General features: G+C 52.5%; 26 protein-coding genes and 2 tRNA genes. 16 read left to right on the top strand and 12 right to left on the bottom strand.

Going from position 1 to position 26,690, the window contains the following annotated elements; translation table 11 throughout:
* Positions 1 to 19 precede the first annotated feature (19 nt).
* Positions 20 to 967, bottom strand: coding sequence for an acetyl-CoA carboxylase carboxyltransferase subunit alpha (locus FHS90_RS10355; RefSeq protein WP_066837973.1), 948 nt, complete (start codon positions 965 to 967; stop codon positions 20 to 22).
* 235 nt (positions 968 to 1,202) lie between these two features.
* Between FHS90_RS10355 and FHS90_RS10360 the strand changes: the two genes are divergently transcribed.
* A tRNA-Asp gene (locus tag FHS90_RS10360) sits at positions 1,203 to 1,276 on the top strand.
* An 876-nt stretch (positions 1,277 to 2,152) separates the two neighbouring features.
* A tRNA-Asp gene (locus tag FHS90_RS10365) sits at positions 2,153 to 2,226 on the top strand.
* Positions 2,227 to 2,853: 627 nt separating this feature from the next.
* Here FHS90_RS10365 and FHS90_RS10370 read toward each other — a convergent pair.
* Both FHS90_RS10370 and FHS90_RS10375 read right to left on the bottom strand, forming a co-directional pair.
* The gene (locus FHS90_RS10370; protein WP_182512992.1) at positions 2,854 to 3,294 is read right to left on the bottom strand and encodes a helix-turn-helix domain-containing protein; all 441 of its coding nucleotides are present in this window, start codon (positions 3,292 to 3,294) and stop codon (positions 2,854 to 2,856) included.
* A 669-nt stretch (positions 3,295 to 3,963) separates the two neighbouring features.
* Positions 3,964 to 5,655, bottom strand: a complete 1,692-nt coding sequence (locus FHS90_RS10375; protein WP_246386872.1) for a L,D-transpeptidase family protein — start codon at positions 5,653 to 5,655, stop codon at positions 3,964 to 3,966.
* A 255-nt stretch (positions 5,656 to 5,910) separates the two neighbouring features.
* Here FHS90_RS10375 and FHS90_RS10380 point away from each other — a divergent pair, with 255 nt between their 5' ends.
* A complete protein-coding gene (locus FHS90_RS10380; RefSeq protein WP_182512993.1) occupies positions 5,911 to 7,704 on the top strand; it encodes a M1 family metallopeptidase in 1,794 nt (597 codons plus the stop codon).
* A 110-nt stretch (positions 7,705 to 7,814) separates the two neighbouring features.
* Here the strand turns inward: FHS90_RS10380 and FHS90_RS10385 are convergent, their stop codons facing one another.
* Positions 7,815 to 8,309, bottom strand: a complete 495-nt coding sequence (locus FHS90_RS10385) for a YciE/YciF ferroxidase family protein (RefSeq protein WP_066837979.1) — start codon at positions 8,307 to 8,309, stop codon at positions 7,815 to 7,817.
* A gap of 162 nt (positions 8,310 to 8,471) precedes the next feature.
* Here FHS90_RS10385 and FHS90_RS10390 point away from each other — a divergent pair, with 162 nt between their 5' ends.
* From FHS90_RS10390 to FHS90_RS10405, 4 genes are all read left to right on the top strand, one after another.
* Positions 8,472 to 9,341 (top strand): cyanophycinase, encoded by an 870-nt coding sequence (locus FHS90_RS10390; protein ID WP_182512994.1) that lies wholly within the window; start codon positions 8,472 to 8,474, stop codon positions 9,339 to 9,341.
* 137 nt (positions 9,342 to 9,478) lie between these two features.
* Complete coding sequence (locus tag FHS90_RS10395; protein ID WP_182512995.1) at positions 9,479 to 10,573, top strand: aminotransferase class I/II-fold pyridoxal phosphate-dependent enzyme; 1,095 nt, start codon at positions 9,479 to 9,481, stop codon at positions 10,571 to 10,573.
* A 178-nt stretch (positions 10,574 to 10,751) separates the two neighbouring features.
* Positions 10,752 to 12,089, top strand: a complete 1,338-nt coding sequence (locus FHS90_RS10400) for an MATE family efflux transporter (RefSeq protein ID WP_343049662.1) — start codon at positions 10,752 to 10,754, stop codon at positions 12,087 to 12,089.
* Between the two features lie 62 nt (positions 12,090 to 12,151).
* Positions 12,152 to 12,718 carry a DUF922 domain-containing protein gene (locus FHS90_RS10405; protein ID WP_182512996.1) on the top strand — a complete coding sequence of 189 codons (567 nt, stop codon included), beginning with the start codon at positions 12,152 to 12,154 and terminating at the stop codon, positions 12,716 to 12,718.
* A gap of 88 nt (positions 12,719 to 12,806) precedes the next feature.
* Here the strand turns inward: FHS90_RS10405 and FHS90_RS10410 are convergent, their stop codons facing one another.
* On the bottom strand, positions 12,807 to 14,345 hold the full coding sequence (locus FHS90_RS10410; protein WP_182512997.1) for an FAD-dependent oxidoreductase: 1,539 nt from the start codon (positions 14,343 to 14,345) through the stop codon (positions 12,807 to 12,809).
* Between the two features lie 130 nt (positions 14,346 to 14,475).
* On the opposite strand from FHS90_RS10410, the gene FHS90_RS10415 reads away from it, so the two are divergent.
* Entirely contained in the window at positions 14,476 to 14,814 is a 339-nt protein-coding gene (locus tag FHS90_RS10415; protein WP_182512998.1) for a tRNA-binding protein, read from the top strand.
* 13 nt (positions 14,815 to 14,827) lie between these two features.
* On the opposite strand, the gene FHS90_RS10420 is transcribed toward FHS90_RS10415, so the two are convergent.
* Positions 14,828 to 15,208: a DUF4296 domain-containing protein gene (locus FHS90_RS10420; RefSeq protein WP_182512999.1), complete on the bottom strand. Its 381-nt coding sequence runs from the start codon at positions 15,206 to 15,208 to the stop codon at positions 14,828 to 14,830.
* A gap of 54 nt (positions 15,209 to 15,262) precedes the next feature.
* On the opposite strand from FHS90_RS10420, the gene FHS90_RS10425 reads away from it, so the two are divergent.
* The 5 genes from FHS90_RS10425 (at position 15,263) to FHS90_RS10445 (ending at position 19,331) form a co-directional block, all read left to right on the top strand.
* The gene (locus FHS90_RS10425) at positions 15,263 to 16,144 is read left to right on the top strand and encodes a DUF58 domain-containing protein (protein WP_066837997.1); all 882 of its coding nucleotides are present in this window, start codon (positions 15,263 to 15,265) and stop codon (positions 16,142 to 16,144) included.
* A gap of 118 nt (positions 16,145 to 16,262) precedes the next feature.
* Entirely contained in the window at positions 16,263 to 17,186 is a 924-nt protein-coding gene (locus FHS90_RS10430; RefSeq protein WP_182513000.1) for a hypothetical protein, read from the top strand.
* Positions 17,167 to 18,216 carry a vWA domain-containing protein gene (locus FHS90_RS10435; RefSeq protein WP_182513001.1) on the top strand — a complete coding sequence of 350 codons (1,050 nt, stop codon included), beginning with the start codon at positions 17,167 to 17,169 and terminating at the stop codon, positions 18,214 to 18,216. Before FHS90_RS10430 ends, FHS90_RS10435 begins: the two co-directional genes overlap by 20 nt.
* 38 nt (positions 18,217 to 18,254) lie before the next feature.
* Positions 18,255 to 18,944 (top strand): YggS family pyridoxal phosphate-dependent enzyme, encoded by a 690-nt coding sequence (locus FHS90_RS10440; protein ID WP_182513002.1) that lies wholly within the window; start codon positions 18,255 to 18,257, stop codon positions 18,942 to 18,944.
* Positions 18,945 to 18,953: 9 nt separating this feature from the next.
* Positions 18,954 to 19,331 (top strand): DUF423 domain-containing protein, encoded by a 378-nt coding sequence (locus FHS90_RS10445; protein WP_066838026.1) that lies wholly within the window; start codon positions 18,954 to 18,956, stop codon positions 19,329 to 19,331.
* A gap of 94 nt (positions 19,332 to 19,425) precedes the next feature.
* Here the strand turns inward: FHS90_RS10445 and FHS90_RS10450 are convergent, their stop codons facing one another.
* The 3 genes from FHS90_RS10450 to FHS90_RS10460 form a co-directional block, all read right to left on the bottom strand.
* Positions 19,426 to 19,878, bottom strand: a complete 453-nt coding sequence (locus tag FHS90_RS10450) for a DUF1573 domain-containing protein (RefSeq protein ID WP_246386874.1) — start codon at positions 19,876 to 19,878, stop codon at positions 19,426 to 19,428.
* A 170-nt stretch (positions 19,879 to 20,048) separates the two neighbouring features.
* A complete protein-coding gene (locus FHS90_RS10455; RefSeq protein WP_182513003.1) occupies positions 20,049 to 21,476 on the bottom strand; it encodes an ATP-dependent DNA helicase in 1,428 nt (475 codons plus the stop codon).
* Between the two features lie 9 nt (positions 21,477 to 21,485).
* Positions 21,486 to 21,935, bottom strand: a complete 450-nt coding sequence (locus FHS90_RS10460; RefSeq protein ID WP_066838007.1) for a PaaI family thioesterase — start codon at positions 21,933 to 21,935, stop codon at positions 21,486 to 21,488.
* Positions 21,936 to 21,973: 38 nt separating this feature from the next.
* Between FHS90_RS10460 and FHS90_RS10465 the strand changes: the two genes are divergently transcribed.
* A complete protein-coding gene (locus FHS90_RS10465; protein WP_182513004.1) occupies positions 21,974 to 22,459 on the top strand; it encodes an NUDIX domain-containing protein in 486 nt (161 codons plus the stop codon).
* 544 nt (positions 22,460 to 23,003) lie between these two features.
* Positions 23,004 to 23,891 (top strand): DUF3822 family protein, encoded by an 888-nt coding sequence (locus FHS90_RS10470; RefSeq protein ID WP_182513005.1) that lies wholly within the window; start codon positions 23,004 to 23,006, stop codon positions 23,889 to 23,891.
* A 377-nt stretch (positions 23,892 to 24,268) separates the two neighbouring features.
* On the opposite strand, the gene FHS90_RS10475 is transcribed toward FHS90_RS10470, so the two are convergent.
* From FHS90_RS10475 to FHS90_RS10485, 3 genes are all read right to left on the bottom strand, one after another.
* The gene (locus FHS90_RS10475) at positions 24,269 to 24,901 is read right to left on the bottom strand and encodes a cytochrome c oxidase subunit 3 (RefSeq protein ID WP_182513006.1); all 633 of its coding nucleotides are present in this window, start codon (positions 24,899 to 24,901) and stop codon (positions 24,269 to 24,271) included.
* 206 nt (positions 24,902 to 25,107) lie between these two features.
* Positions 25,108 to 25,455: a hypothetical protein gene (locus tag FHS90_RS10480; protein WP_182513007.1), complete on the bottom strand. Its 348-nt coding sequence runs from the start codon at positions 25,453 to 25,455 to the stop codon at positions 25,108 to 25,110.
* 2 nt (positions 25,456 to 25,457) lie between these two features.
* The gene (locus FHS90_RS10485; protein ID WP_066839116.1) at positions 25,458 to 25,664 is read right to left on the bottom strand and encodes a hypothetical protein; all 207 of its coding nucleotides are present in this window, start codon (positions 25,662 to 25,664) and stop codon (positions 25,458 to 25,460) included.
* A gap of 145 nt (positions 25,665 to 25,809) precedes the next feature.
* On the opposite strand from FHS90_RS10485, the gene FHS90_RS10490 reads away from it, so the two are divergent.
* A complete protein-coding gene (locus FHS90_RS10490) occupies positions 25,810 to 26,541 on the top strand; it encodes a TapB family protein (RefSeq protein WP_182513008.1) in 732 nt (243 codons plus the stop codon).
* The last annotated feature ends 149 nt before the right edge of the window (positions 26,542 to 26,690 follow it).

Genomic DNA, 26,690 nt, shown 5'->3' on the forward strand with positions numbered 1-26,690 from the left:
AAGAGGCCAAAAACAGAAACTACTCTGTCACCACCCCCATCTCACTGAATTTCTCAATGCGGGACATGATACGGTCTTCTGGCGACTGGGCCTCTAACTCAGCAATGGTCTCCAGAATCTTTTTCTTGAGGGTTTTCACCATTTTCTCCGGGTTAACGTGCGCCCCCCCCAGCGGCTCTTTGATGATGCCATCTACCAGCTTGTTGCCTAACATGTCTTTGGCGGTGAGTTTGAGGGCCTCAGCCGACTGCTCTTTGTAGTTCCAGCTTCGCCAAAGGATAGTGGAGCAGTTCTCTGGCGAGATAACTGAATACCAGGAGTTCTCCAGCATGTACACGCGGTCGCCAATGCCAATACCCAACGCTCCACCGGAGGCGCCTTCCCCAATAATGATACAGATTACCGGCACCTTGAGCATGAACATCTCCTTGAGGTTGCGGGCAATGGCCTCGCCCTGGCCGCGCTCTTCGGCCTCCAGCCCCGGGAACGCGCCGGGGGTGTCAATGAGGGTCACAATGGGCTTGTTGAACTTCTCAGCCAGCTTCATGAGGCGCAACGCCTTGCGGTACCCCTCAGGGTTGGCCATCCCGAAGTTGCGGTACTGGCGCTCCTTGGTGTTGCGGCCTTTCTGCTGACCAATGAACATGATGGTCTTGCCGTCTACTTCGCCAAAACCGCCTACCATGGCTTTGTCATCCCGCACGTTGCGGTCGCCGTGCAGCTCTATAAAAGAAGTGGTGAGCTGGTTGATATAGTCTAACGTATAGGGGCGCTCCACGTGGCGGGAGAGCTGCACCCGCTGCCAACGGGTGAGGTTGGCGTAGGTTTCCTTCTTGAGTATCTTGATCTTTTCTTCTAACGCCTGCACCGCCTCGGTTACGTCTACCTGACTTTCAGCGGCCAATTTCTTCATCTCAGCTAGCTTTCCTTCTAACGAGGCGATAGGTTGTTCAAAATCTAACAGCATAGTGTTGCGTCTTGAGTCTTGCTTTTGTGTGACTACAAAGGTAAACGAAACTTACGATCTTTAGTACAAGGTATTTTAAGGGGACAGACGCAAATTTTTTCGGTTTGAAAATGAACAGGTTAGTCCTGTTTCAGTTTTTCTTTCACACTTTTTCGCCCCTTGTTGTTGCGTGGTAATATTTCACCCGCCATATTTGCACCATCAAAACGGAGATAGTTGGTCTCCGGAAGATGTTGGTCCGGTAGTTCAGTTGGTTAGAATGCCGCCCTGTCACGGCGGAGGTCGCGGGTTCGAGTCCCGTCCGGACCGCTAGAAGCCCCTCAGGAAATTGAGGGGCTTTTTTTACGCCCTCCTTTCCCTGCGTTTCCCTTACCTGCCCCGTGCTCATTGTTCCTGGCACTGTGTATTTATAAGCTGTTATCAATTTCTTTTTGGTTTCAATTTAACTGGCTCTTACTCGCATCCCTCCTGCATCAGTTTTTTTTATTACCCGCCATCCTGAATTAATTCAGGGGTAAGCCCCACCTATGACATCGTTTTGGGGCTGTTTTCAGAAAATCAGCACCAAAAAAGAAGCTGATTTCTTTGACAGGCACAGCCTGTGATTTGTAGCCCCATTGACGAAAAAAAATACGGTAGCCCGTTTGAGTTTACCCACCTCTGCTTTGAGGCTTTCTCCTCTATGGCTGATCCAGGTTGAGGTTTTGCACAGTTAGGAGTTGCTTCTGTTTTTGGCCTGTTTTCCTGAAAGTAGGCCAAAAACAGAACAGAATATCAGTGATTCTTTACAGGCAACAGCTTAATAGAGGCTATTTCCTAAGGGCGTGCCAGAACCTGATCAGAGTACCTCCTCTTGCTCTCAGAAAGGGTCAGCATGACACAACCAGTTACTTTCACCAGACAAGACGCTTTAATGGAAGAAAAAAAAATCAACCAGCTTCTGAGTTAGAAGCAATCCCCTGCTACTTTGTCCCATTGGCAAAACAGGCTTGTAACTTACTAATTATTACCCTACTAGTGCTTGTAGCTGTTTTAGGGCTGTTTTACAGAAAAGAGTTCTAAAACAGAAATGAGTGCTGGCGCTGCATTTTTTTTCTCTTTTAACTCCCCTGCTCTTGCATCATAATATTAAACTCCCCATATTTGCACCATCAAAACGGAGATAGTTGGTCTCCGGAAGATGTTGGTCCGGTAGTTCAGTTGGTTAGAATGCCGCCCTGTCACGGCGGAGGTCGCGGGTTCGAGTCCCGTCCGGACCGCTAGAAGCCCCTCAAGAAATCGAGGGGCTTTTTTATGCCCTCCTTTCCGCATCACGCCTTTTCTCATTAGAGAAAAGGCCAAAGAAACTCCAGCCCCAGGAGCTTCTATCTACGGTCCATCACTGTTCCAGAAGAAACCACGGCATTAAAAACCTCTTGTACCCACCCAAGCCATGCGTGCTGTATTCAAGCCTGAAAGCCGCCACTCCCATGCCACCTGGCCAAGCAGAATCACTGTTTCCAGGCTTCGCCTTACTGAATGCTCCTATTACTTTAGAAAGGGTTAGTAGCCATACAGGTTTTAACTTCAGAGTTGGCGGGAAAAAGCAAGGTTCTGCTTAAGCTAAATGGTAGTAGCTTTCACACCCTACCTATGACAAATTTCAGCCACTCCTCATGAACAGGAAACAGCTTCTGCAAGGCAAGCGGATAGGTTAAATTGTGAGGTAGAAACTAGTAAGCAGCAACAGGGGAGTTCCTGAAAAGACCAGCCCTAATACCCAACAATGATGTTTGATTCTTTTAAAATACTCCTATTTTCAGGCGCAAAGCCAGGTAATACTTGGGACCTGACCATCCAGCCGCAGCCTGCTCCTTCCAGAAAGGCCCACCTAAGATATATTCAAATTATAGTTGGTTGAAAGTTTCAAACGTGCCGTCAGAGAAGCATACAATGACTTTCACAGGAACCCTCCCGTTACCCGCAGGCCCAGATGACACTTGTGCTTGTGACTCTTCTCCCCCTTGTACTTTTTCCTGTAGCTCTACCTTTTTCTGAAGATGTGGGGCTGAGTCTTCCGGAGAAAGCGCAGCAGGAATTTGCTGCTGGATCAAAGAGGGCTTAGCTACTTCTCTTAGCATTTCGCCATTTCCTAACAGGAGCCACAAGGGGTTCACTTCCTCAAAGCGGGCCAGCAATTTTTGCACAACCTCCAGACTCACCTTATTCCGGGCAGAGAGTATGTGGCTCATTACCGGGCGCGCCACTCCTATTTCATCGGCAAAGGCGGCGGGGCCCAACCTGCTCCAGTCCATTAACTCCTTTATCTTAGGTAAGAGATCACTCATGTGTACATTGTATTACAACTGTGGCAAAAGAGATGGCCTAAACTCCGCTAAAACAATAAACGGTTGGTCCTTCTGTTGACAAGTAGCTTATTTCACCCAAACGGCAGGCTGAAGACAAACCACATATTTACCTTATTTACAGATTAATATAACAGACATCACCTCTCTGATTTATGGGAGCAGTATTTACTGTTTACATAAACAAGAGACTGTTTACAAATGTAAAACATTTGTAAACAGGTTTTCCTATTCACTTTGAATTACTTTTAAGAGACATAGGTAAAGTATATTCCATTGAAATCCGGATTTGATATATCAGGAAGCATACTGAAGATGAGGCTGAGGTGTGGTGACACAATGACACTGGTCTCAACTATTCCTTTTTCAAGGGAGAAGGAAGGCGCAAGTGCTTGTCATTTTCAAAATGGGTGGGCAGAAGCTTCAGCTTCTTTCCTTCCGCAGATTAGCCAGAGTTGTAGATGGAAATGAGGTTCAACAGCTTTGGCCTAAGGAGAACCTTTTTTAGGCAGAGGCCGGCATTTTGTACACTTCCGCTGCTTATCAAATTTCACCTACAAAAAAGAGACCGTAAGAATGCTGCTCAAAACATGAGCAGCATTCTTACGGTCTCTTTTTCAAGAAGACCTTCTAGCTGGAGAGATCTTAGAATTATTTAAAATAAGCCAATTCCAGATCCCGGTCATGGCCATACAGGTCATCCCGGAAATGGATAGCACCGTTGTCATCTACCCAAGAGGTAAAGTACACAATGTATACCGGCACCTTAGCAGATAGATTCACGTATTTTTCTTCCCCCCCGTGCATGGCGGCATTGATGGCAGAAGACGTCCATTTCTTCTGGTCTTTGAGCAGGTACTGGGCCAGTTCAAAAGGTTTTTCAATTCTGATACAGCCGTGGCTAAACCCTCTCTCTGTCTGGTTGAACAAGTGGTCTGACGGGGTATCATGCAGGTACACGTTGTGCTCATTGGGGAAGATGAACTTAACAAACCCCAGCGGGTTCTTTTTTCCTGGCCGCTGCCGTACGCGGTATTTGAAATTCTCATCTACGGTAGTCCAGTCAACAGAAGAGGCAGGCAAAACCTCCACCTGGTTATTACCAATATCTTTCACCAGCTCCATATCATTGCTGGCTAAATAATTGGGGTTACGCGCCTGGGCGGGGGCAATCTCCTCACGCAAGATCTGTGGGGTGATGTTCCAGAATGGGTAGAACACTATATACTCCAGTTTATCACTAAAGACAGGGGTGGCATGCATTTCTTTCCCTACCACCACTTTCATGGTCAGCACCTCCTTGCCCTTCTCCCGCACATGCAGGGCATACTCCGGTATGTTTACTAAGATATATTTGTCTTCAAACCGCTTGGGTACCCAACGCCAGCGCTCCATGTTAATAATAATCTGGTCAATACGTTCCTCAATGGGCACGTTCATAACCCGCAGGGTCTCCCCGCCCACAACGCCGTCTGGTTTCAGGCCGTGGCGTATCTGGAAGTGTTTGACCGCGTCGGCCAGCTCTTTGTCATAAAGGGTAGATTTATTGGCTTGGGCAGCGGCTTTCCCCAAAATGCGGTGCCGCAGTGCCAGCACCGCTTGTGAAGAGTCATTTGGCTTGAGCGTTTTAGCAATGCCCTCAATTTTAGGCCATCCGCCCTCCTGCTTGGCCAGACGGTAGTTCTTCAGGGCTTCCCGTAGTCTGATGTACCCGGGGTGCAACGCCTCAAACTCATAGTAGGGATAGCGGCTCTCCCGCTCCTTCAGAATGGTTTGCAGGGCCTTGTGCAGCTTGATCTTGTTCTTCTTCACCTCCCACTCAATGTTGTCCATGCTTCTGGGGTCAACCGTTCCGCGGTAAAAATCAGAGGCATAGTTAAAATAGGAGGCCGTGAGTGCCACGTCAATCTCCTCCTGGAGCTTATGGCGGCTGGAGTCATTCTTGGCCTGCTCCAGTGACTGGAACATGGCTGGCAAGTCTTTCACCAGATAATCACGGGGGTTAAGCCCTTCTTTATGTGACTGCTTAATGACCTCCACAAATTTAAAGGCCTGCGGCACCAGCGCACCTTCCTTAAACCAGGCAAACTTATAGCCCCGTTCCCGGTAGAACAGTTTCATCAGAGACAGGTGTTCTTTAAACTCAGGCTCCTGCTTCACATAGTTCACTACAAACACACTGTCTGTGGCTTGCGGAAAATTCTGGGCGGCGGCCCGGGCAATCTTCTTCTGTTGTTTTTCCCCAGATTTGGCACAGGCGCTTAGCAGCAGCAGTACCATGGTCAACATCAGCAGAACTCTCGTATAGGGTGTATTTGCATTCATATAGGTGGTAGCATTCATATAGATAGGGGTTTATACTGATTCACAGAAATTAAGTTAGGCGCAAAACCTATCAAAAATTAGACAAAACAAATAAGCTTATATCCAGATATAGCGTAATTAAAATAAAGCAACCCAAAGGCGCTATCTCTATGACATTCAATTTCCATGCCTTTCTTTTTACACCATCCGGTATATTGCATGTAAAATCTACAACTAAACACATACCCATCTGCTCAGATGTGATAGCACACTTCATGCTTAACATAAAAAAGAATGGACTTAACCAATATACCCCACCCCATAGACCCCCACAGCTTTTCCCAACCGGCTCAGGCCCGCATCACCCACGTTGACTGGGAGTTAACCGTTGATTTTGACAATCAGAAGATTACGGGAAAAGGAAACTACACCCTCGCCCACCATGCTGCCTCAGAAGTAATTCTAGACGTGCACGGGCTAACGGTGCAGAAAGTGGTTACTAGTGCCGGGCAGGAGGTGGTGTTCACCCTCACCCCTGCAAAACCTTTTCTGGGCCAGGGACTGGTGATACCGTTACCGGAAAACACCTGCCGCCTCACCATCTTCTTTGAGACCACCCCGGCCTCAGCGGCGCTGCAATGGCTGGCGCCCAGCCAGACTGCCGGCAAGCTGCACCCGTTCCTGTTCACCCAGTCGCAGGCGATTCTGGCCAGAACCTGGCTGCCCTGCCAGGACAGCCCCAGCGTCCGGTTCACTTACACCGCGCGGGTGAAAGTACCGGTGCACCTGCTGCCCCTGATGAGTGCCGAGAATCCGGAGCAGAAAAACGCCACGGGGGAGTATTTCTTCCAGATGGAGCAGCCCATTCCCTCGTATTTGCTGTCATTAGCCGTGGGTGATCTGGCGTTTGCCCCGGTGGGGGAAAGATGCGGCGTATACGCCGAACCCGTCTCCTTACCCCAGGCGGCCCATGAATTTGCCCAGGCGGAAGAAATGCTCCTGGCCGCCGAAGCCTTGTACGGCCCCTACCTCTGGGGCAGGTACGACCTGCTGGTGCTGCCGCCCAGCTTTCCGTTTGGCGGTATGGAGAACCCCCGGCTCACCTTTGTCACCCCTACCATCATAGCCGGCGACCGCTCCCTCACCAGCCTCATTGCCCATGAACTGGCCCACTCCTGGTCCGGGAACCTGGTGACCAACGCCACCTGGAATGATTTCTGGCTCAATGAAGGGTTTACGGTCTACTTTGAACGCCGCATCATGGAGAAACTGGAGGGACCGGCTTACGCTGAAATGCTGCACACGCTGGGCTATCAGGACCTGCTGCACACATTTGAGGAAATGAAGGGCACCCCCGGTGATACCCGTCTCCGGCTGTCTCTGGAAAACCGTGACCCGGACGAAGGCTTAACCGAGATTGCCTATGAAAAGGGAAACCTGTTCCTCTGCCACCTGGAGCAGCTGGTGGGCCGGAAGAAGTTTGACGCCTTTGTGTCCTACTACTTCCGTACGTTCCAGTTCCAATCTATGGATACCGCGCGTTTTGTCCTGTTTTTGGAAAAGGAGCTCCTAAACGGAAACCAAGAGCTGCAGGAGAAGGCGAATACCCAGGCCTGGATCTACCAGCCCGGCCTGCCACCCGGCGCCCCTGCCCCGCGCGCGGCCCTGTTTGAGAAAGTGGAGGCGCAGCTCCGGCTTTGGCAGGCGGGCACCCCCACCGCTGAACTGCAGACCGGCACCTGGAGCAGCCATGAGTGGCTCCATTTCCTTCGGGCTTTGCCCGAAAACATTTCTGCGAACCAACTGGAGGCGCTGGACCAGGCATGTGGGTTCACTGAATCTGGCAATGCTGAACTGTTGGCGCAGTGGCTCCTGCTGGCTGTGAAAGCAGATTACCCGCCTGCCGCCCCCGCCCTGGAGGAATTCCTTACCCACGTGGGTAGACGCAAGTTCCTGGTGCCGCTGTACACGGCGCTGCTCCAGACCCCTGCCGGGACTCAGAAAGCCCAACAGATTTTCCAGCGTGCCCGCCCCAACTACCATGCCGTTACAGCGGGCACGCTTGCCGGCCTGCTGAAAGGCCGCTAATTGGCGTTTTTCTGTTTTGGGGCTGTTTTGGCCAAATCAGCCCCAAAACAGAAAACAAAAAGGCCGATGTCTCCATCGGCCTTTTTTTATAGGTGGGCAGGGCCCGGTTATTATTCTGCCTTCTTGTTGATGGTAGACTCAGCCAGGAACGTCAGTTTCTCGTCGGTCTTCTTTTCCTCGCTCAGGGTCTCCTGCAGCAGGTTCAGCACTTCGGTCTCCCCTAAGAACTTGGCGTAGGTGCAAACGGTACCGTACCCGGCAATCTCATAGTGCTCCACACGCTGGGCGCAGGCAATGAGACCGGCATCCATCACAGAGGCCTCTGCGTCTTCTTCCATAAAGGAGTTGGCCTCTTTGATCAGGCCCTCCATGGCTTTGCATTTCTCGCCACCGGCTTTCTCTCCCAGAATTTCAAAGCATTTGTCCAGACGCTGGATCTGCTCTTCGGTTTCTTTGATATGTGCCTTGAAGGCGGCTTTTAATTTTGAGTCAGAGGCTTTCTCCATCACCAGTGGCAGCGCTTTCTCCAATTGTTTCTCAGCGCTGTACAGGTCCTGGAGTTCGTGAATAAACAGGTCTTTTAATGATGATAATTTACTAGCCATAGTTTTATGTGTTATCTGGTTTAGTTTAGAAGTCTATACGCAGGCCGGGCCTGGTAGTTTGAAGAAAATCCAAAGGAGCATATTAATTTTGGGTAAACTTTTAGCCGCCAGACCGGGTACATGTACCCGCAGCAGCCACTGTTTCACCCTTACCCTAAACGCATGGCTACACCCGAAATCGCTCCCAAAGGAACCCTCATCGCAATAGGCGGAAGCGAAGACAAAGGCACTTTCCCAAGGTCTAAGAAACGTTTTCACCTGAATTTTTTTGAACTGGGAATCCTGAAGCGGGTGATTGATGCCATGGGGGGCGTGCAGGCCAGGATAGAGGTCATCACCACCGCCTCTATGATCCCAGAGGAGGTGGGGGCCATGTACCTGAGCGCCTTTGGGGTGCTGGGCTGCCAGCAGGTAAACGTGCTGGACATACGGGAAGAGGAAGACGCCTTGAAACCCGAAAACCTGGAGCGGCTCCGGCAGGCCAGCGGCGTCATGTTCTCGGGCGGCGACCAGTCCCGCCTGTCCCGCATCTTCAACGGCAATGCCTTTCACCAGATTCTGCTGGACCGCTACAAACAGGAGCCGGGGTTTGTGATTGCCGGCACCAGCGCCGGGGCCATGGCCATGTCTGACATCATGATCAAGGGCGGCAGCAGCACCCGCTCCTTATTAAAGGGTGCCGTGAAGCTGGACCGGGGCCTGGGGTTTCAGCAGAACGTGATCTTTGACTCGCACTTTGTCAAGCGCGGCAGGTTTGGCAGGCTCATGGAGGCGGTGGCCACCCATCCGTTTAAAATAGGCATAGGCCTGGGCGAAGACACCGGCGTCCTGATCAGAGAGGGCAACATCATTGAAACCATTGGCTCCAATCTGGTCATTGTGGTTGACGGGCACCACATCAGGCACAACAACACCTCATACGCCTCTGTTGGCACGCCGCTCTCCATTGAGAACCTGCTGGTACACGTGCTGGCCTACGGCAATTACTATAACATAAAAGAGCGCAAGTTCTGTCATAAAAACCAGGAGTAAACCACGCACTCAGCCTTAGCTTTCTGTTTTGGGCCTGTTTTTGGGAAAACAGCCCCAAAACGCATTCCCCGGGTTGGTGTTCTTGTTTGGAAAAGACCGGCGCTTGTCTCATCTTGTCTGGTCAACTGCCCAAATATATGGAGGTACTTTCACTGCACTTAGGGGTCTCCCATTTCGCAACGCCCCCGGCGGCCACCCAGGCCCTGCAGGCGGCCCTGTCACAGCCCAACCAATACGGACCCACAGAGGGCATTGCCGCCTTGCGGGAAGCCATAGCCCAACGGTATCAGGAAGATGAAGGCATTTCTGTTACGGCAGAGCAGATTCTCATCACCCACGGCACCAAACACGCCCTGCACCTGTACCTCAGCTGCCTGCTCACCCCCGGGGCCGAAGTCATTGCCCCCGCCCCCTACTGGTTTGCTTTTCCGGAGATTGTGCGGTTGGCGGGCGGACAGCTGGTCTCCCTCCCGGCCAACCCGGCAAAGCATTATGCGCTGGACGTGCAGGCGCTACGGGAGAGAATTACACCCCAGACCCGCCTGCTCCTTCTCACCAACCCCGGCAACCCCACCGGCAAAGTCTATTCCCCAGAAGAGCTACACGCGGTGGCGCAGCTGCTGGAGGAGTACCCGCAGCTGCACGTGCTTTCAGACGAAATTTATGACGGGCTGGTGTTCCCGCCTGCTAAGATGCGGAGCCTTTTACAGTTTGAGCCCCTGCGCAACAGGATAGCGGTGGTCAACGGGTTCTCCAAATCGTTTGCCATGGCGAACTGGCGCGTGGGTTACCTCATTGCCCCCGCCCCCCTCCTGCAACAGTCAACGCACCTGCAGCACCAGCTGATTGGGGGCGTCTCCCCCCTGAACCAGCTGGGGGCGGCCGCGGCCATGCACAACCGGCACGCCCTCTGGCAGAGTTACCGGCAGGACCTGCTCCCAAAGCGGCAGAAGGTTTTAGAGGCGATTGGGCAGCTACCCAACCTGCGGGCCAACGTGCCAGATGCCGGCTATTATGTTACCTTAGAGATAGAGAACTGCCTACAGGCGGCCAACCCCCGCTCCCCGTTTCAGTTGGTGGAAGAATGGGCCGCCGCCCTGAAAGACCAGCAGGGGCTGGAGGTACTGCCTGCCACCAACATGGGCATGCCTTCCGCCGTGCGTATGTCCTATGCCCTCCCTGCCCCTGAATTAGACGAGGCGCTGTCGCGGCTCAGAGCGTTTGTCTCCTAACCCATACTTTCTGTTTTAGGGCTGATTTTCTGAAAACAGCCCCAAAACAGAAAAACACTCCTCTCCTGCCTATCACGCCCCACTTCTTCCGGCAAATGCTGTTCTTTGTTTCCCAGGACAAATGTCTGCGGGAAGAGCGGGAAAATACCCGTAGCTTTGCGGCCTTATTTCTAAAGCTGTGATTTTCTCTCCTCTTTACCGTAAAGAATATAAAAGTATTTTCTGGCTCGCCTACCCCGTGGTGCTGAGCCAGCTGGGCCACATTCTGGTGAGCGTGGCAGACAGCGTCATGGCCGGCCGTATTGGAACGGTACAGTTGGCGGCGGCGTCACTGGGGAACAGCATCTTCACCATTGTGCTGGTGTTTGGGCTGGGTATTTCCTTCAGCATCACCCCGCTGGTGGCCCGCGCCGATGGCCGTAAAAACCACACCCGCATTGCCCTGGTGCTCCTGAACGGCATCTTCCTGAACACCCTGGTGGGCATTGTACTGTTCCTCGCTTTCTGGGCGCTCTCCCCGTACATTGCCTACCTGAACCAGCCGGAGGCGGTGGTGCGGCTGGCCATCCCGTACGTGAACGTGCTGTTCTTCTCAATGGTGCCGCTCATGGTATTCCAGGCGTTTAAACAGTTTGCAGAGGGTCTCTCCCTGACCAAGCAGTCTATGTTCATCTCCATCTTTGCCAACGTGCTGAACGTGGGGCTGAACTATGTGCTCATTTATGGCAAATTAGGGCTGCCGGCCATGGGGCTGCTGGGCGCGGCCTGGGCCACCTTTATCTCCCGCGTCCTGATGGCGCTGATGATGGGCGGCTATGTATTGCTTTTCCCCAGGTTTGCCCGCTACCTGCATTTCATGCGGCGGCAGAACCTCTCCTGGGCGCACATGTTCACCATGGTGAAACTGGGGCTGCCCATCTCCCTGCAGATGATCTTTGAAATGGGGGCGTTCAGTTTTTCGGCGGTGATGATTGGCTGGATTGGCGCCCGTGACCTGGCCTCCCACCAGATTGCGTTGAACGTGGCCTCGGTAACCTACATGATGGCCAGCGGTATTTCAGCGGCGGCAACTATTAGGGTGGGAAAACTACGGGGAGCCGGAGATATGAAAGGGGTACACGTGGCCGGGTACAGCAGCCTGGTCATGGGTGCCCTGTTCATGGCCGCCAGTGCTACGCTCATCATTCTCTGCAAAGACCTTATTCCGCTGTTCTATGTGAAAGATGATGCGGCGGTGCACGCGCTGGCGGCCCAGCTTCTCATCATAGCGGCTATTTTTCAGCTCTCAGACGGTGTGCAGGTGGTAGGGCTGGGGGCGCTGCGGGGCCTGGAAGACGTGAAAGTTCCCAGCATGATCTCGCTGTTCTCCTACTGGCTCATTGCCCTGCCGCTGGGCTATGGCCTGGGCTTCTGGCTTGATTTAGGGGCGAAGGGGATTTGGCTGGGGCTGTTTACCGGGCTCACGTTTGCGGCAGTCTTACTTTTCTTCCGGTTCAGGCGGTTCAGCCCAAGATAATTTTGTAACTTAGGGATAATCAGGAAACTCATTTTAAGTTTGATTGTGTTACCGAGGCAGCTATGTCATTATCCTTTATTTCGCTGTGGCTAAGCACGCTGCTGTTTAGTCCTTCGCCCGCCGCTAAACCCGAACCTAAACCCGCCGCTGTGGAGGCCTCTGTGAGCATGATTCCCTGGTCTGGCCAGAAGCGCCTGACCTGGGATGATTTTGCCGGAAGCCCCGCCTCTGAGAACCAGCACCATGCCCTCACCTCTACCAACATGGAAATGAAGGTAAAGTGTGAAAAAAATCAGTTGAAGTTCAGGGTGGAGGCCGTGTTCAACCCGCGGGAGTCCTGGACCAAGAACCGGAAATCTGCGGCCTTACTGGCCCATGAGCAGCTGCACTTTGACCTGACTGAACTGCATGCCCGTATGCTGCGCAAGCGCCTGGCAGAGCTGCCCAATGCCTGCTCCCGCGGCGCCGCAGACTTGAACCGCTACGCCAACGAAGCCTTCACCAACTGGCATAAGGAACAGGATCTTTATGATTCACAGTGCCACCACGGGCTGGACAAAGCCAGGCAGCAGGAATGGGTGGAGAATGTGGCGGCCCGCCTGCTTGAGCTGGAGCAGTACGCCAGTTAAACCGCCTGCCCCACTACAAATACACCAATGCGTTTTGGGGCTGTTTTTGTAAAAACAGCCCCAAAACGCATTTCCCATCTATTCTGCCTTACAGTTTCTCCAGATCTTTTGACGCTGGGCCTGCCACCACTTTCCCAAAAGGATCAAACCGGGAGCCGTGGCAAGGGCAGTCCCAGGAGTTCTCGGCATGGTTCCACTGCACCACGCACCCTAAGTGGGTGCAGGTAGCAGAGCATTCATGACGAGCACCCTGGGCGTCACAGTACACCGCTACCTTTGCCAGCCCGCGTTGTACAATGGCCCCAGTTCCCGGGGCAATCACCTCTTCTTCTTTGCCAGCTGGTTTCACCCAATCCAGGTATTGCCCGGCCACATTGAGGTTTTCCTTTAAAAATTCTTTGGCTGAGTCTGCTGATAAAGTAACCCTGCCCGGATCATAGAGGGCTTCCCAGGGGTTTGTGCGCTCGCAGATTAAATCAGTGATCAGGATACCGGCAATGGTGCCGTGGGTCATCCCGTGCCCAGAATCGCCGGTGGCGATGTAGACATTTTTGCTGTCACCGGGGTTGCGGCCAATGTAGCCCAGATAGTCCACCGGTTCCATCACCTGCCCAGACCATTGAAAGGCTACCTCCTGGGTCATGGGGAACCGTTCCCGGGTCCATTCCTCCAGACAGGCAAACCGCTCTGTTTCCTCGCCGGTGGCCTGGCCTGTTTTATGGTCTTCTCCCCCCACAATCAGGATCTCTGAATCAAATTCCTCCTCGCCGGCCACTGTTCCCAGCCGTACGTAATGGTAAGGGTCTGAGTCATCCCAGTACAAGGCGGTAGGAATACTTCCCTTGGGCACCCTCACCCCAACCACATAGGTGCGGTAAGGGGCTTGTTTGGTATGCATGGTCAAAAAATCATTCACCGGGGTATTAGTACACACCACCAGCTGGTTGGCCGTTACCCTGAACCCGGCGTCTGTGACGGCGTGGTTGACCAAACCGGTGGTGAACTCGTTGACGTGGCTGTTGGTGTAAATCTGCCCCCCGTGGTCCAGAATATACCGCGTGAGAGCCGCTAAATACTTGATGGGGTGAAACTGCCCCTGGTCTGGGAACACCAGGCAGGGCCCCTTACTCACGCTTTCTACAGGGAGGTGCTTTAATTTCACTACCTCCTGCAACCCAAGCGCATGGCAGGCCGCCAGCTCCTCGTCCAGCTGGTCTTCTGTATCAGTGGCGCCTAGAAAGAGATACCCCGGGAGCCGCTGGAAATCACAGTCAATTTTCTCGTCGCTGATGATCTTTTCAATGCGGTTAATGGCCTCCCGGTGGCTGTGATAGGCCAGCAGCGTCTGGGCCTTGCCGTACATTTTGATCAGCTTGCTGAACCGGTCATCCAGCGCCCAGGAAAGGTGGGCGGTGGTACGGCTCGTTTCTCCGCCGCAGACCTCCCCCGCCTCCAGCACCACTACCTTTTTGCCTTCCCTGGTTAAAAGATATGCCGTTGTTAAGCCAGCTATTCCAGCCCCTACCACACAGACATCGGTTGTGAGGTTATCTGAGAGCGTGGGGGTGGCAGGCATGGCAATACCTGACTGCCAAAGAGAAAGGGTGGTTCCAGTGTTGTTTTTCATAGCTTCAGGAAGTACGTTGCTTGATACGAAGGGTACCTACAGCCCTTTGTTACGAAGACATGAATGGTGGGTTGTGCTTCCCCAGATTTGTCTGGTACCGCTCCAACCTCTAACTTGGGCGCCAAAAACCATGGAGAATACCATTACGTGGCAACAATTTGAAGCCGTAGACCTGCGGGTTGGCACCATTGTACAGGCAGAACCGTTTCCTGAGGCGCGCAAACCTGCCTATAAGCTTTGGGTTGACCTGGGGGAACTGGGCATTAAAAAATCCAGTGCGCAGATCACCAAGAGGTACCAATTAGAAGAACTGGTGGGGCAACAGGTTATCTGTGTCACCAACTTCCCGCCCAAGAAGATTGGGCCCTGGCGGTCAGAGATTCTGGTAACCGGCTTTGAAGACGAAGAGAAGAATATTGTGTTAGCCCAGCCGCAGGCAGCGGTGCCCAACGGGAAAAAGCTAATCTAGCCCTGTACCCGGGTCAGATGGCAGTTACCGGCTCAACTTTAAGGGGTTTCCCTTGCGGGGTGAGTTTGGCCTCCCGGGCACTCAAGCTGTCAATTACCTTCTCATACAATTTATCCATGGCTGCCGGGTTAGTAAGATAAAAGTCATAGCTGTGCTTAAAGGCGCTGTCAGAGACGCCGTGCTTTTTAAGAATTCCCTTTTTCAGGAGCTTAAAGACTTTGCGGGCGGTGTCTGGATGGTGCACCTGGTTGTTTACCCGCGCCTCTGCCAGATGAATGTCAATCATCACGCTGGTCATCTTCTCTTCTGGAAGCATGTCAGCGGGCTTCTCTGGCGAAGGGGTACACCCCAGCAGGAAAATGGAAAGCAAAAAGACACTAAGACGTTTTTTCACGCGGTTGTCGGTAAGATTAGGTAATTTTAGACGCTGCACAAAACTTCGCAAAGCATGAAAGACTTGGTCAGGAAGCTACGAAAATACGAGATACAGATCAGAAAGGCAATTGACTCCCAGATGCAGGGAGACTTCAAATCTGTGTTCAAGAGCTCCGGCCTGGAATTTGATGACGTTCGGGCGTACCAGTACGGGGATGACGTGCGCTCCATTGACTGGAACGTGACGGCCAAGGGCCATGGCACCTTTGTGAAGACCTACCGCGAAGAAAAAGAGCAGAACGTGTTCCTGCTGCTGGACGTGAGCGGCTCGCAGGCCCTGGGCATTCCCGGCGGACAGAAGATTGACATTGGCAAAGAGATCAGCGGCATTCTGGCTCTGGCGGCCCTCAAGCAGGGAAGCCAGCTGGGCATGATCTGCTTCAGTGATGTGAAAGAGCGGTACATTAAACCCGGCAAAGGCAATGAACATGCGTACTCGCTCATCAAAGCCCTGGCCGAACTGCAGCCCCAGTCTACCAAAACAGACATAGGGGCGGGCATTAGGCTGGCGTTAAACGTTGTCAAGCGCAAGAGCATCATCATTCTGATCTCAGATTTCATAGACAACAACTATGACCGCGAATTGACCATGCTGGCCAAAAAACACGACCTGGTGGTGCTGCAACTCATGGACAAGCGCGAAACCTCTTTCCCCGGCCTGGGCATTGTGCCCCTACTGGACAAGGAAACCGGCAAAACCATCTGGATCAATACCTCCTCCAAAGCGTTCCGGGAAAAATACCTGGTGCCGTACGCCCAAAACCAGGAGAAACTGGCCAGGCTCTGCCGCCAGTACCAGGCAGACTTTCTCCCCATTTATGTAGACCAGGAGTATACCCTGCAGCTTGTACAGCTGTTCAGGGCCAGAAACAAGATTATGAAACGAAGTGCCTAAAACATTTTAATGCAGGTAGATTTTTCTGTTTTCGGCCTGTTTTTTGAAAAACAGGCCGAAAACAGCCGACAATAATTAGGGGTGGCGTCTGAACCAGTAGTGAAAGGAACAACCATTGTTGACCAAAAATAAACATTACATATTTCTTCTTCTCTTCCTCCTGCCTTTGATCAGTCAGGCGCAGCTGCCCAGAATCAACGTAGAGGGGTTCTTTCTGCGGGATTCAGTGGAGCTGGGCAAGACGCTCAAATACATCCTGCTCTCAAAGCATGACCCGCAGGCCGAGGTGGTGTTTCCAGACTCCACGTTCACGTTCACGCCCTTTGAACTGGTCAGGAAGGAATTCTACCCCACCAGAACCGTCAACGGCCGCAGCACAGACAGCACCGTGTATGTGCTGCGCACCTTTCAGTTGCAGCCCGTGCAGCGGTTGCAGCTGCAGGCCCGGCTTTTCTTTCAGGGAGACACCTTGCTCCTTACCGCCCACGCTGACTCGGTATTTCTCATCCAGCACGTAAAATCATTACCTGAGCCGCTCCCCCTGCGGTCTGCAACCCAACTGCTGCCCGTTGCCGAAGAATTCAACTACCTGTATTGGGGGCTGGGGCTGGTAGCGGCCGGCGTGTTGTTTGGCGGAATCTGGGGCCTCTTTGGGAAGAGCATCAGGACCAGGTACAGATTATATGTGCTTCAGAAAGACCAGAGCCAATTCCAGTACCGGTTCCAGACTGCCACAGACCGCTTCAAGAGACTTAAAACCCTAGAACCGCTGGAGCGGGCTATCACCCTATGGAAGAACTACTTAACCAAGCTGGAAGACGAGGAAATCAGCTCTTTCACCACCAAAGAGATCACTACCTTCTACGCCGATGATGAACGGGTGGCCAATACCTTGAAGGTCTGTGACCGGGCCATATACGGGAACATTATTTCTGATGACGAGTCAGAGGTGGTCAATGCCCTCTCCCAGCTGGCCGCCTTTGCCGCCTACCGTTACGTAACCATTAGAGACTCCATTAGAAATGTGGCAAACACCCGCTGATTTTTCCTGGCTCAGCCCCGGCTGGTTTGCCTGGGGCGCCTGGCAGGCTTATGACTGGGCCAACCCTGTCTACCTGTATGCCCTGCCGGCTGTACCCCTACTGTTTCTGATGCGGTGGCTGCTGCACCTGAGGTTCAGGAAAAAACTGGACGTAGCCCTTTTTGAAGGCAAAGCCACGTGGCACTGGACTAGTACCCTGCGCTACATCCCAGACCTTATCTTCGGGCTTTTCCTGGTGCTGATTCTGGTGGCGCTGGCCCGTCCACAGAAATCAGATGAGACAGTAGAACTTACCTCTGAGGGCATTGACATCATGCTGGTGCTGGACGTCTCCGGCTCCATGGAACTGACAGACTTCTCCCCCAACCGGCTAGAGTCGGCTAAGGAGGTGGCGCTGCAGTTTGTCAACGGCCGCGTGCAGGACAGAATTGGGATTGTGGTCTTTGCCGGCAGGGCCTATTCCCTGGTACCATTGACCACTGACTACGGCCTGGTGAAAGAGAGTATCAAAGACATCAAACTGAACATGATCTCAGAAGACGGAACCGCCATTGGCAGTGCGCTGGCCGTGGCTATTAACCGGCTGCGGGAGTCAACAGCCAAATCAAAGGTCTGCATCCTGATCAGTGACGGCGAAAACACCGCGGGCAGCCTTGACCCGGAACTGGCGGCGCAGCTGGCGCATGCGTATCAACTGAAGCTCTACACGGTGGGCATTGGCCGCGACGGCTCCGTGCAGATGGGCACAGATTCCACAGGAGCCCCTATCACTGTGCATACCGGGCTGGAAGAGAAAACGCTTCGGCAGCTGGCCTCTCTGGCAGAGGGGCAGTTCTTCAGGGCTCAGGATGCCAACGCCCTTTCAAAGATCTTCCAGAGAATTAACGCTTTAGAAAAAACAGAGGTAAAAGAAACCCGCTACCGTGACACCCGTGACTATTATCAAATATATTTGCGCTGGGCCATTCTGCTGCTTTTGCTGTGGCTTCTGCTCAAGAACACCTTCCTGACCAACGCGTTGGAAGACTAATTTTGATTTGCCCATTGTTCATTGCTGATTGTTGTTACATGTCTATAAAAGAGAACCTACTTGATTTCCAGGAAAAGCTGAAAGGTAGCCATTGCCAGCTCATTGCCGTCTCCAAAACCCACCCGGTGGAGCTGATAAAGGAGGCGTACGAGGCGGGGCAGCGTGCCTTTGGCGAAAACAAAGCGCAGGAGATGAAGGCCAAGCAGCCTGAGCTTCCGGCAGATGTGGAATGGCACATGATTGGGCACCTGCAAACCAACAAGGTGAAATATATTGCCCCTTATGTGCATCTCATACAGTCAGTTGACAGCCTGAAGCTCCTGCAGGAGATTAACCGGCAGGCCCAGAAACATGACCGGGTTATCAATTGCCTGCTACAGTTTTTCATTGCCGAAGAGGAAAGCAAATTTGGGCTGGATGTACAGGAGGCACAGGCACTGCTGCGGTCAGACGAGTATCAGGCTCTGGCCCATGTCAGGATCTGCGGCGTGATGGGTGTGGCCACCAATACCCAGGACCAGGCACAGCTTCAGCGAGAGTTCAAATCATTGAAAAACATTTTTGAGACACTTAAGCAGGAATTCTTTCCCCAGGCCCACCACTTCAGGGAGATTTCAATGGGCATGAGCTCAGATTACCAACTGGCTATTGCCGAAGGCAGCACCATGATCAGAGTAGGTAGCGCCATCTTTGGGTACAGAGAGTATTCAGCAACCGTAACTTTATAACGCATGAGCATCAAAACCATCTTACTTCTTGGCGCCCTCATCAGCGGATTGGGTGTAATGATTGGCGCCTTTGGGGCGCACGGCCTGGCCAAAATGCTAACAGAAAGCGGCCGTACCGCCACGTTTGAAACCGCGGTCAAATACCAGATGTACCACGCCCTGGGCCTGTTGCTGGTAGGCATACTGATGACGCAGTTCCCTGGAGCCACAGGGTTAAAGTTATCGGGCCTCTGCTTTTTAATCGGGATCCTGATATTCTCAGGTTCGCTTTATATTCTCTGCCTCACGGGCATAAAATGGATGGGGGCCATCACCCCTATTGGCGGCCTGTTCATGATTGGTGGCTGGCTCAACCTGGTATGGGTCCTGGCGAAGAATCTGCCGTAATTGAAGTTGCGCCTTTCCAAACACCAAAAACGCCTCTCCTGCTTTGGCAAGAGGGGCGTTTTTGGCTTGTTTTCAAAAAAACAGCCCAGAAACGCTAATTTGCGGCGGTTACTTTGGTAATGATCAGCACCTGGGTAGATCCTTGCAAAGCGTTAGAATCAATGGTAATGACTTTGTTCTGCTGCCCGCGTTTACCGGCACTGTTGAACCTGGCGGTGATGGAGGCCGTTTCTCCCGGCATCACCGGCTTCTTAGGGTAATCAGTGGCGGTGCAGCCGCAGGTGGTACGTACGTTTGAAATGACCAGGGGCTGGCTCCCGTTGTTGGTGAACCTGAAGGTATGCTGCACCACCTCGCCCTGCCTGATGTCTCCAAAGTCAAATTTCTGTTCCTCAAAGACAATGGAAGGTCCGGCGGGAACCACGGGCGTGGAAACGGTGGAGCTGTCTGAGCGACTGGGCACGGCGGCTGACGGCGGGGGGGTGCTTTGCGCCATCGTGCTCCCGGCCCCAAACAAAAACAAGGCGGCACCAATGAACTTTTTCATCTTTCTTTTCTTGAACTGGTAAGCATATCTGTAAGAGACTGCACTCTATTTCATTTCATCAAAACGGGAAGACACTCAGTAAAGTATTTCCAGGTTTTGCGTTTATGACCTGTTTTTCAGAAAACAGACCTAAAACAAGCTTCTTTCATTGAACTGGAAGCTATCCCTGTTTACTCCTCCTCTACGGCCACCACATCTTCCAGCAGCTTCTTGTTGAAATTCACCAGAAACAGCTGGTCTGAGGCGCGGGTGGCGGCGGTGTACAGCCAACGGGCAAACTCCTGGTTGGTGGTATCATCTTTCAGGAAGCCATGGTCTACAAAAACCGCCTGCCATTGGCCGCCCTGCGCTTTGTGGCAGGTAAGGGCGTAGGCGAATTTCACCTGCAGGGCGTTCAGGTATTTGTCTTGCCGCATCTCCAGGGTGCGCTGCCGTTTGCTGGTGATGTGCTGGTAATCCTGCAGCACCTGCTGGTACAGCTCCTTGTTCTTGTCTGCGGGCAGGGCGGGCGCCTCTGAGTAAAGGGTGTCCAGCATGATCTTAGTCTCCAGCTCCTCCTCGTCTGGGTAGTCAACAAACCGTATCCTCACATCTGCGAAGCGCAGGCCGTACATCTCTTCAAACCTGATGATCTTGGTGATTTCCACAAAGTCGCCGTTGGCCATGAACCCTATGCTGCTTTCTTTGGGCAGCCACATGTAGTTGTTGCGCACAATCATGAGGTAGTCGCCCACGCCAATCTCATCTTCGGCGAAGAAGATCTGACGCCTGATGTGCTGGTTATACAGGTTGGCGTTCTTGTTGGAGCGGCAGATGACGGTGGTGTTCTCAATCCCGAACTTGTCATAGGCATACCGCAGCCCGTCTTCCAGCTTGTCCCCTTTCATGTGGAAGATGTCTTTGAAGCCGCGGGTTCTGAAGGCCGGTTCCGGCTGCTCCTTCACCAGCTCGTTACGCAGGCGGGTGGCGTTCATAAGAATACCAGATTCCTCGGCTTGCCGCATAACCTGCCGCATCTCCATCTGGTGCACCTGGCACTTGAAGTTGCTGGCCATGTAGGCGGCATCTAACGAGGGGCTGAGGGTTTGGTTGACCGGGGGCAGCTGGGCCGTGTCTCCAATTAACAGCAATTTATTGCTGGCATTCTCAAAGATGTAGTTGATGAGATCCTGCAACAGCCCGTTATCGCCAAAGGCTTTGTCATCTGAGATCATAGACGCCTCATCTACAATATAGACCACGTTCTCCTGCTTGTTGGGCTGGCGGGCAAAAGACAACCCCTCTGCGTACGGATTGGCCGTTTGCTTGTAAATCTTCTTATGAATGGTAGAGGCCGGCTTCTTAGAATACGTTGACATGACCTTGGCGGCCCGCCCGGTGGGGGCCAGCAGCACATACTTGTACCCAAACCGGTTCAGGATCTTCACCAGCGCACTTACCACCGTGGTTTTACCGGTACCGGCAAACCCCTTGAGCAGGAAAACCTCTTTCAGACCGGTTTTACGTAGAATGAACTGCTCCAGCTTATGAAAAAGCTGGCTCTGGTCTGCGGTGGGTTCAAACGGGAAATTGGCTTTAAGCGCTTCGGCTGGACTCATGGGTTTGTGCTATGCGGGCTGGGAAGACGGCTCTATGGTGGCCATGGTGGCAGACGCCTTGGCAATGAGGGTTTCCTGCCCCTGCCCATCTATACTAAAGATTTCTGCCTCACAAAAGTTCAACTTTCTGCCCTGTTTCAAGACCCAGCCTTTGGCTACCAGCTCCTCTCCCACGCCCGGGTTCAGGTAAGAGACGCGCAAATCAGCGGTGACCACGTGGTAATCTGCGGGCACCAGGCTCACGGCGGCAAAGCCCATCACAATATCAGCCAGCGTGGCCGTAACCCCGCCGTGCACAAAGCCTTTGTGCTGTTTATGCTTTTCCTCAAGCCGTAAACGGCCTTCAATTCTGCCTACTTCTATGGTTTCTATTTCAAAACCCAGCAATTGCATGTAAAATTGTCGCCGGAGTTTCTCTTTTATCGTATTCGAGAACTCAGGATTATACGTTTTAAGCATGTGGCAAAAGTACGGCGCGGCCGTCTGCCTTACAACTTATGGAGAACCTACATCCGTTTGCGGAAGCTTATTCTTTTAAAACCAGAATCAGGGTCTGCGGACTCTTAGTAGTTGAAGATAAATTACTGTTGGCCCGTCACAAGGCCGCCTTTGGCGATGGTGTCTTCTGGATTCCGCCGGGCGGCGGCTTGGAATACGGGGAAAAGGTGAAAGACTGCCTGATCAGGGAGTTCAGGGAGGAGACCGGCCTGGAGGTGGAAGTTGGCCGTTTCCTGTACCTCAATGAGTTCCTGAAGCCCCCGCTGCACGCCATGGAGCTCTTTTTTGAGGTGAAACTGGTGCAGGGGGAACTGGCCCTGGGTACTGACCCGGAGCTGGCGTTAGATGCGCAGTTGCTCCAGGAGGTGCGGCTCCTCACCATCAGGGAGATGTTCCAGTTGCAGCGCGAGGAGCTGCACCCCCTCCTGCACGCCCTGGTCAACCTGGATGACCTGTTTATCCCCAGGCACTCGTTCCTGAATTGATGCAACGGCTGTTTTCGGGCTGTTTTCTGAAAAACAGCCCCAAAACAGGATTTCTTAAGGCAGGGGGGCCTGAAAGATGTTCTTTAGCTGCCACCCGTATTCAGTGCGCTCAAACTCTACCTCAAAGTCTCCCATTCTGGACTCAGGGGTGTAGCCTAGGTCAATGTCTACCTAAATGCCATCATTGTCAAAGGTGGCTTTTTTTATCTGGCCCATGTCGGCGTCTAAGGGAAGCTCCTCTTTGAGCGCCTCAAGTTTATCTGATAGTTTCATGATGGTGCGTACGCAGTTGCCGGCAGATTTGATGCACACGGCTGGCAACGTACCTCCCCGCTGCGGCCGGGCCGAAATTTGCCCCAGACATTGAATTCAAATTTCAGCTTCACGCGCTTCATTTCCAGAGGCTTTGCCCGGTAGTTAACCGCAACCGGGTAAGAAAACAGCGGGAAAAGACGTGGGCGGTAGGTCAAAAATCTGTATTATTGCAGATGTTGGGCGGTTTCCTGCCCCCTTTTCCTTTGTACCACCAGATGATCCCCAGCTATTGGACACGCACGTCTCGGCCTTTAAACAGACCCAACGCGTAGTAGATGACGCCTTTGATGCCTCCGCAAGTGCGGGAGCCCACTTATACCTGTGCTTTGGAGCGCACAGGATAAGGATAGGCGTGCTAGATGCCCAACGCAACAAGTTTGTGGCGCTGGAAGACTATGAGCCGTCCGGTTTAACAACGGTTGACGCCGCCATAGCCACCCTGCAGGAATTAAGCACCACCCACCCCCTTCTGCAGCAGCCCCACTGGAAACAGGTGCGCCTCTGCATCAAAAACCAGCAGTTCACCCTGATTCCGGAGACCCTCTTTGAATTAAAGGCCCGGGAGGAGTATTTGCAGCTAAATGCGGTGGTAGAGCTGGAGCAGGAAGTGGTGCATCATTATGACCACCAGCGGCTGGAACTGGTAAACGTGTTTACGGTACCGGCCAAGCTGGAGGCGTGGGCCAGAAGTCATTTCAAAGGTTCAGCGGTGGAATATGTACACCAGACCTCTGCCCTGATGGAGGGCTTCCTGCACATGGCCGAACGAACCACCCGCCCCGTGCTGTACATATATGTTGACCGGAATTATGTGACGCTGGTGGTGTTACAGGGCATGCGGCTGGAGTTCTGCAACTCCTTTTACTTTGCCTCTTATGAGGACTTCATTTACTTTGTGCTCTTTGTACTGGAAGAGAAAAAAATGAACCCAGACCAGGACCAGGTGGTGGTCTGGGGGGAGCTTCTCCTGAACTCAGAGCTGCACGACGTACTCCGGAAGTACATCAGGAATGTGCAGTTCGGTAAAAAGCCTAACGGGGTTGGCTACAGCTACCGCTTTGACACCCTTTTTGCCCACCGCAACTTTGACCTCTACAGCCTCCATTTCTGCGAGTAAGGCGGCACCCATACCAAGAGCCTCCTGCTGTCTGTTTTTGGCCTGTTTTTCAAAAAACAAGCCAAAAACAGACAGCAGGAGGTTCGCTAATCAGAAGCTATAACTGATTGTTTAGGAAAGGATTGAAGGTTGGGCCGCTATAAACGGCTCCTCCTTTACCTCAGGGTCAGGTACTTGCGCCCGCTACCATGTACTTGATTCTTTCTACCAGTCTGCCTCTCCCAGCCGTAACTTTTATTCCAGACAGAATCACAGACATAATCCCAAGCGCGAGACGAAAGTCTTTTACCATAAGATGATGCACGCCTTCAGACTAGACACGAGGGATAGCCCCAGGTTTAGAAACATCTTACCAGAAATTAAAACCGGTTCTTCCGTTAAATGGCGAATAGGAAGGTGAAGAACAAAGCCACCCAAACCACATCCAGAAAATGCCAATAGCTGCGCAGCATCTCCAGCTGCATACGTCTATACGGATCTCTGATGAACACCAGGGTTCTAATAGGATCTGCAGACGCGCGGCTGGTCTTAATAAATAGAAACGCAGAAAATGCCAGGCCACCCGCTATGTGTAGCAGGTGTAACGCAGAGAGCAGGTACAGAAACGTACCGGTGGTGTGGCCGTTGAACAGAACATTTTTTGAATCCAGCTCAAACCAAGCCACCACCTGGGCAGTGGCAAACACAAAACCCAATACTAAAGCCCAGCCCAGCTGTCGCTTCAGCTGCACCAGGTTATCCTGTTGATACTGGTCAGGCACCTGTTGCATGAAGAAACTGCTCACCAAAATCACCACGGTACTCACCGTGAATAGTTTGGGTAACAGGATTTCTTTCTGGTTGGTCACCTGCCCTGCTTTCATTAGAAAGATGACGGTCAGGATGAAGAACAGCACGCCCATACCGGCCATACTCACATACAAGATCATTTTGAGAGGCGGCACCTTCTCAATTTGTTCAAAGCTGGGGAGTTTGCCAGCGCCTATTTTGTTTTGGTTCTCAGATTTCATGTCTGTTAATACGTTCAACCCACCGTGCCTGCCTTCTGTTCAGACGGCGCATTCATACTGTAATACCATGTCAATCAGCAGAATGTTTGCCAGTTAATGCTAAAAAGATGCTTTTCTTTCCAAAGGGGTTGCACCTGCTTTCCTTAAATTGTATAGCGGCGGCAACTCTTGGCTTAAGCACCTCCCGCCTCTTAGAAAACCACTGCTTACCCCCGTTTAAACCAGGAGCCCACTTTGCCAATGACGGCATTGGCGGTGATCTTAGGTGAAGCCGAGGTACCAAACTCTATATAGGTTTTATTGTTCACCCGCACGTCTACCACCAGCCCGGCCGCTAAGAGTTTTGCGTTCAGATCCCGCGCCTTGTCCAGGCTGCCGCTAATGCCGCCCCCGCCTTTTCCAGAAGAGGGCGGTAAAATATTCTGCATCACCCGTTCCAGGGCCGCGTGGTCCTGAAAATTCACAATAATGTAGTTTTCCTCAGCCACCAGAAACACATGGTCCTCTTGCACCGTGAACACCACCTGGGCAGAAATATCAAAGGGGAATTCCATTCCTATGCTCCTTTCTGCCCGTTTGACTTGCTGGTCAAGGAGACTTTCCCGTTCAGTCGCCACTGCCCCGGCTGCCCCTGCGGACCCGGCCCCTGTAGCTGAACGTCATCAAACTCTAAAGTGATATCTGTCTGGGTGGCTTTTAATTTCTGGAGCAGGACCTCTGCCAGTTCTGAAAGCTGCTGAATGGGGTGGGTTGAATTTTCCATAAGGCATACGTTAATCAGACGTAAATACGGGTAGAGGGGGCATCAGTTTTCAATTCTTACAGGAGTACAACTTCTGCACATCCCGCCTCCGTAGTTTTACGTATACCCCTCAACCTCATTTGTGGCTTGCCAGCCCTTCTTTTATATGAAAACAATTACTAAACTAGTCATTCTTACCTTGCTCGCCTTCTTGCCTGAGTACCTCTTCGCCCAGGACTGCACGCAACCGCTGGGCTTATCTAAAAATACTGAATTCATCTACCAGGTCACAGACAAAGGCCGGGAAAACGGGATTCTGCACAACAAGGTGGTGCAGCAGATGAACAACCAGGACGGCGTCTTTACCACCACCTTCAAGAGCGCGCGCATGGACAAGAACAAACGCACCAAAACCATAGAAGAATTCCGGATCAGGTGCAACGGGGACAGTATTTACCTGGATGCCAAGCTTCTGCTGCGTGAACAGGCCCTCAAAGCCTTTGACGGCAAAGACTTTGACTTCACCCCCAAAGACATAGCCTACCCTAAGGTGCTGGCGGTGGGGCAACAGCTCCCCACCGGAAAGCTGGGGGTGCGGGTACGCTCTTCCAATGTAGACATCAGCACCATTAGCATGGTGGCCAGCAACAGAAAGGTAGTGGCCCAGGAGAAACTCACCACCCCGGCCGGCACCTTTGACTGCTTCAAGATCACCTACCAGTATGAAGTGGAGCTAGACGCCAGAGGCATTGCCCTGCGGGATGTTTACCAGGTTGAGGAGTTTTTCTCGCCTGAGCACGGGATCATCAAATGCCAGTTCACGAACAAACGCGGCAAAAAAGCCAAAGGCCTGGAGCTGATCTCCAAGCGCGCCCCGGTACAGGCGTTGCAGAACTAACAAGGTGCTACTACAGCTGGGGTGGCACCAGTCTGGGCAGCCTCAGGGCCTCCTCTGGGTAAATATGCACAACTGTTTCCTATTTTTCCCCGGTTCGGTTGTGTTCCGCCTGCCTGTTAATTTTTGAGTGGCTTTCTGACCAAACGGAA

The organism is Rufibacter ruber (genome assembly GCF_014138425.1).
GTDB lineage: Bacteria > Bacteroidota > Bacteroidia > Cytophagales > Hymenobacteraceae > Nibribacter > Nibribacter ruber_C.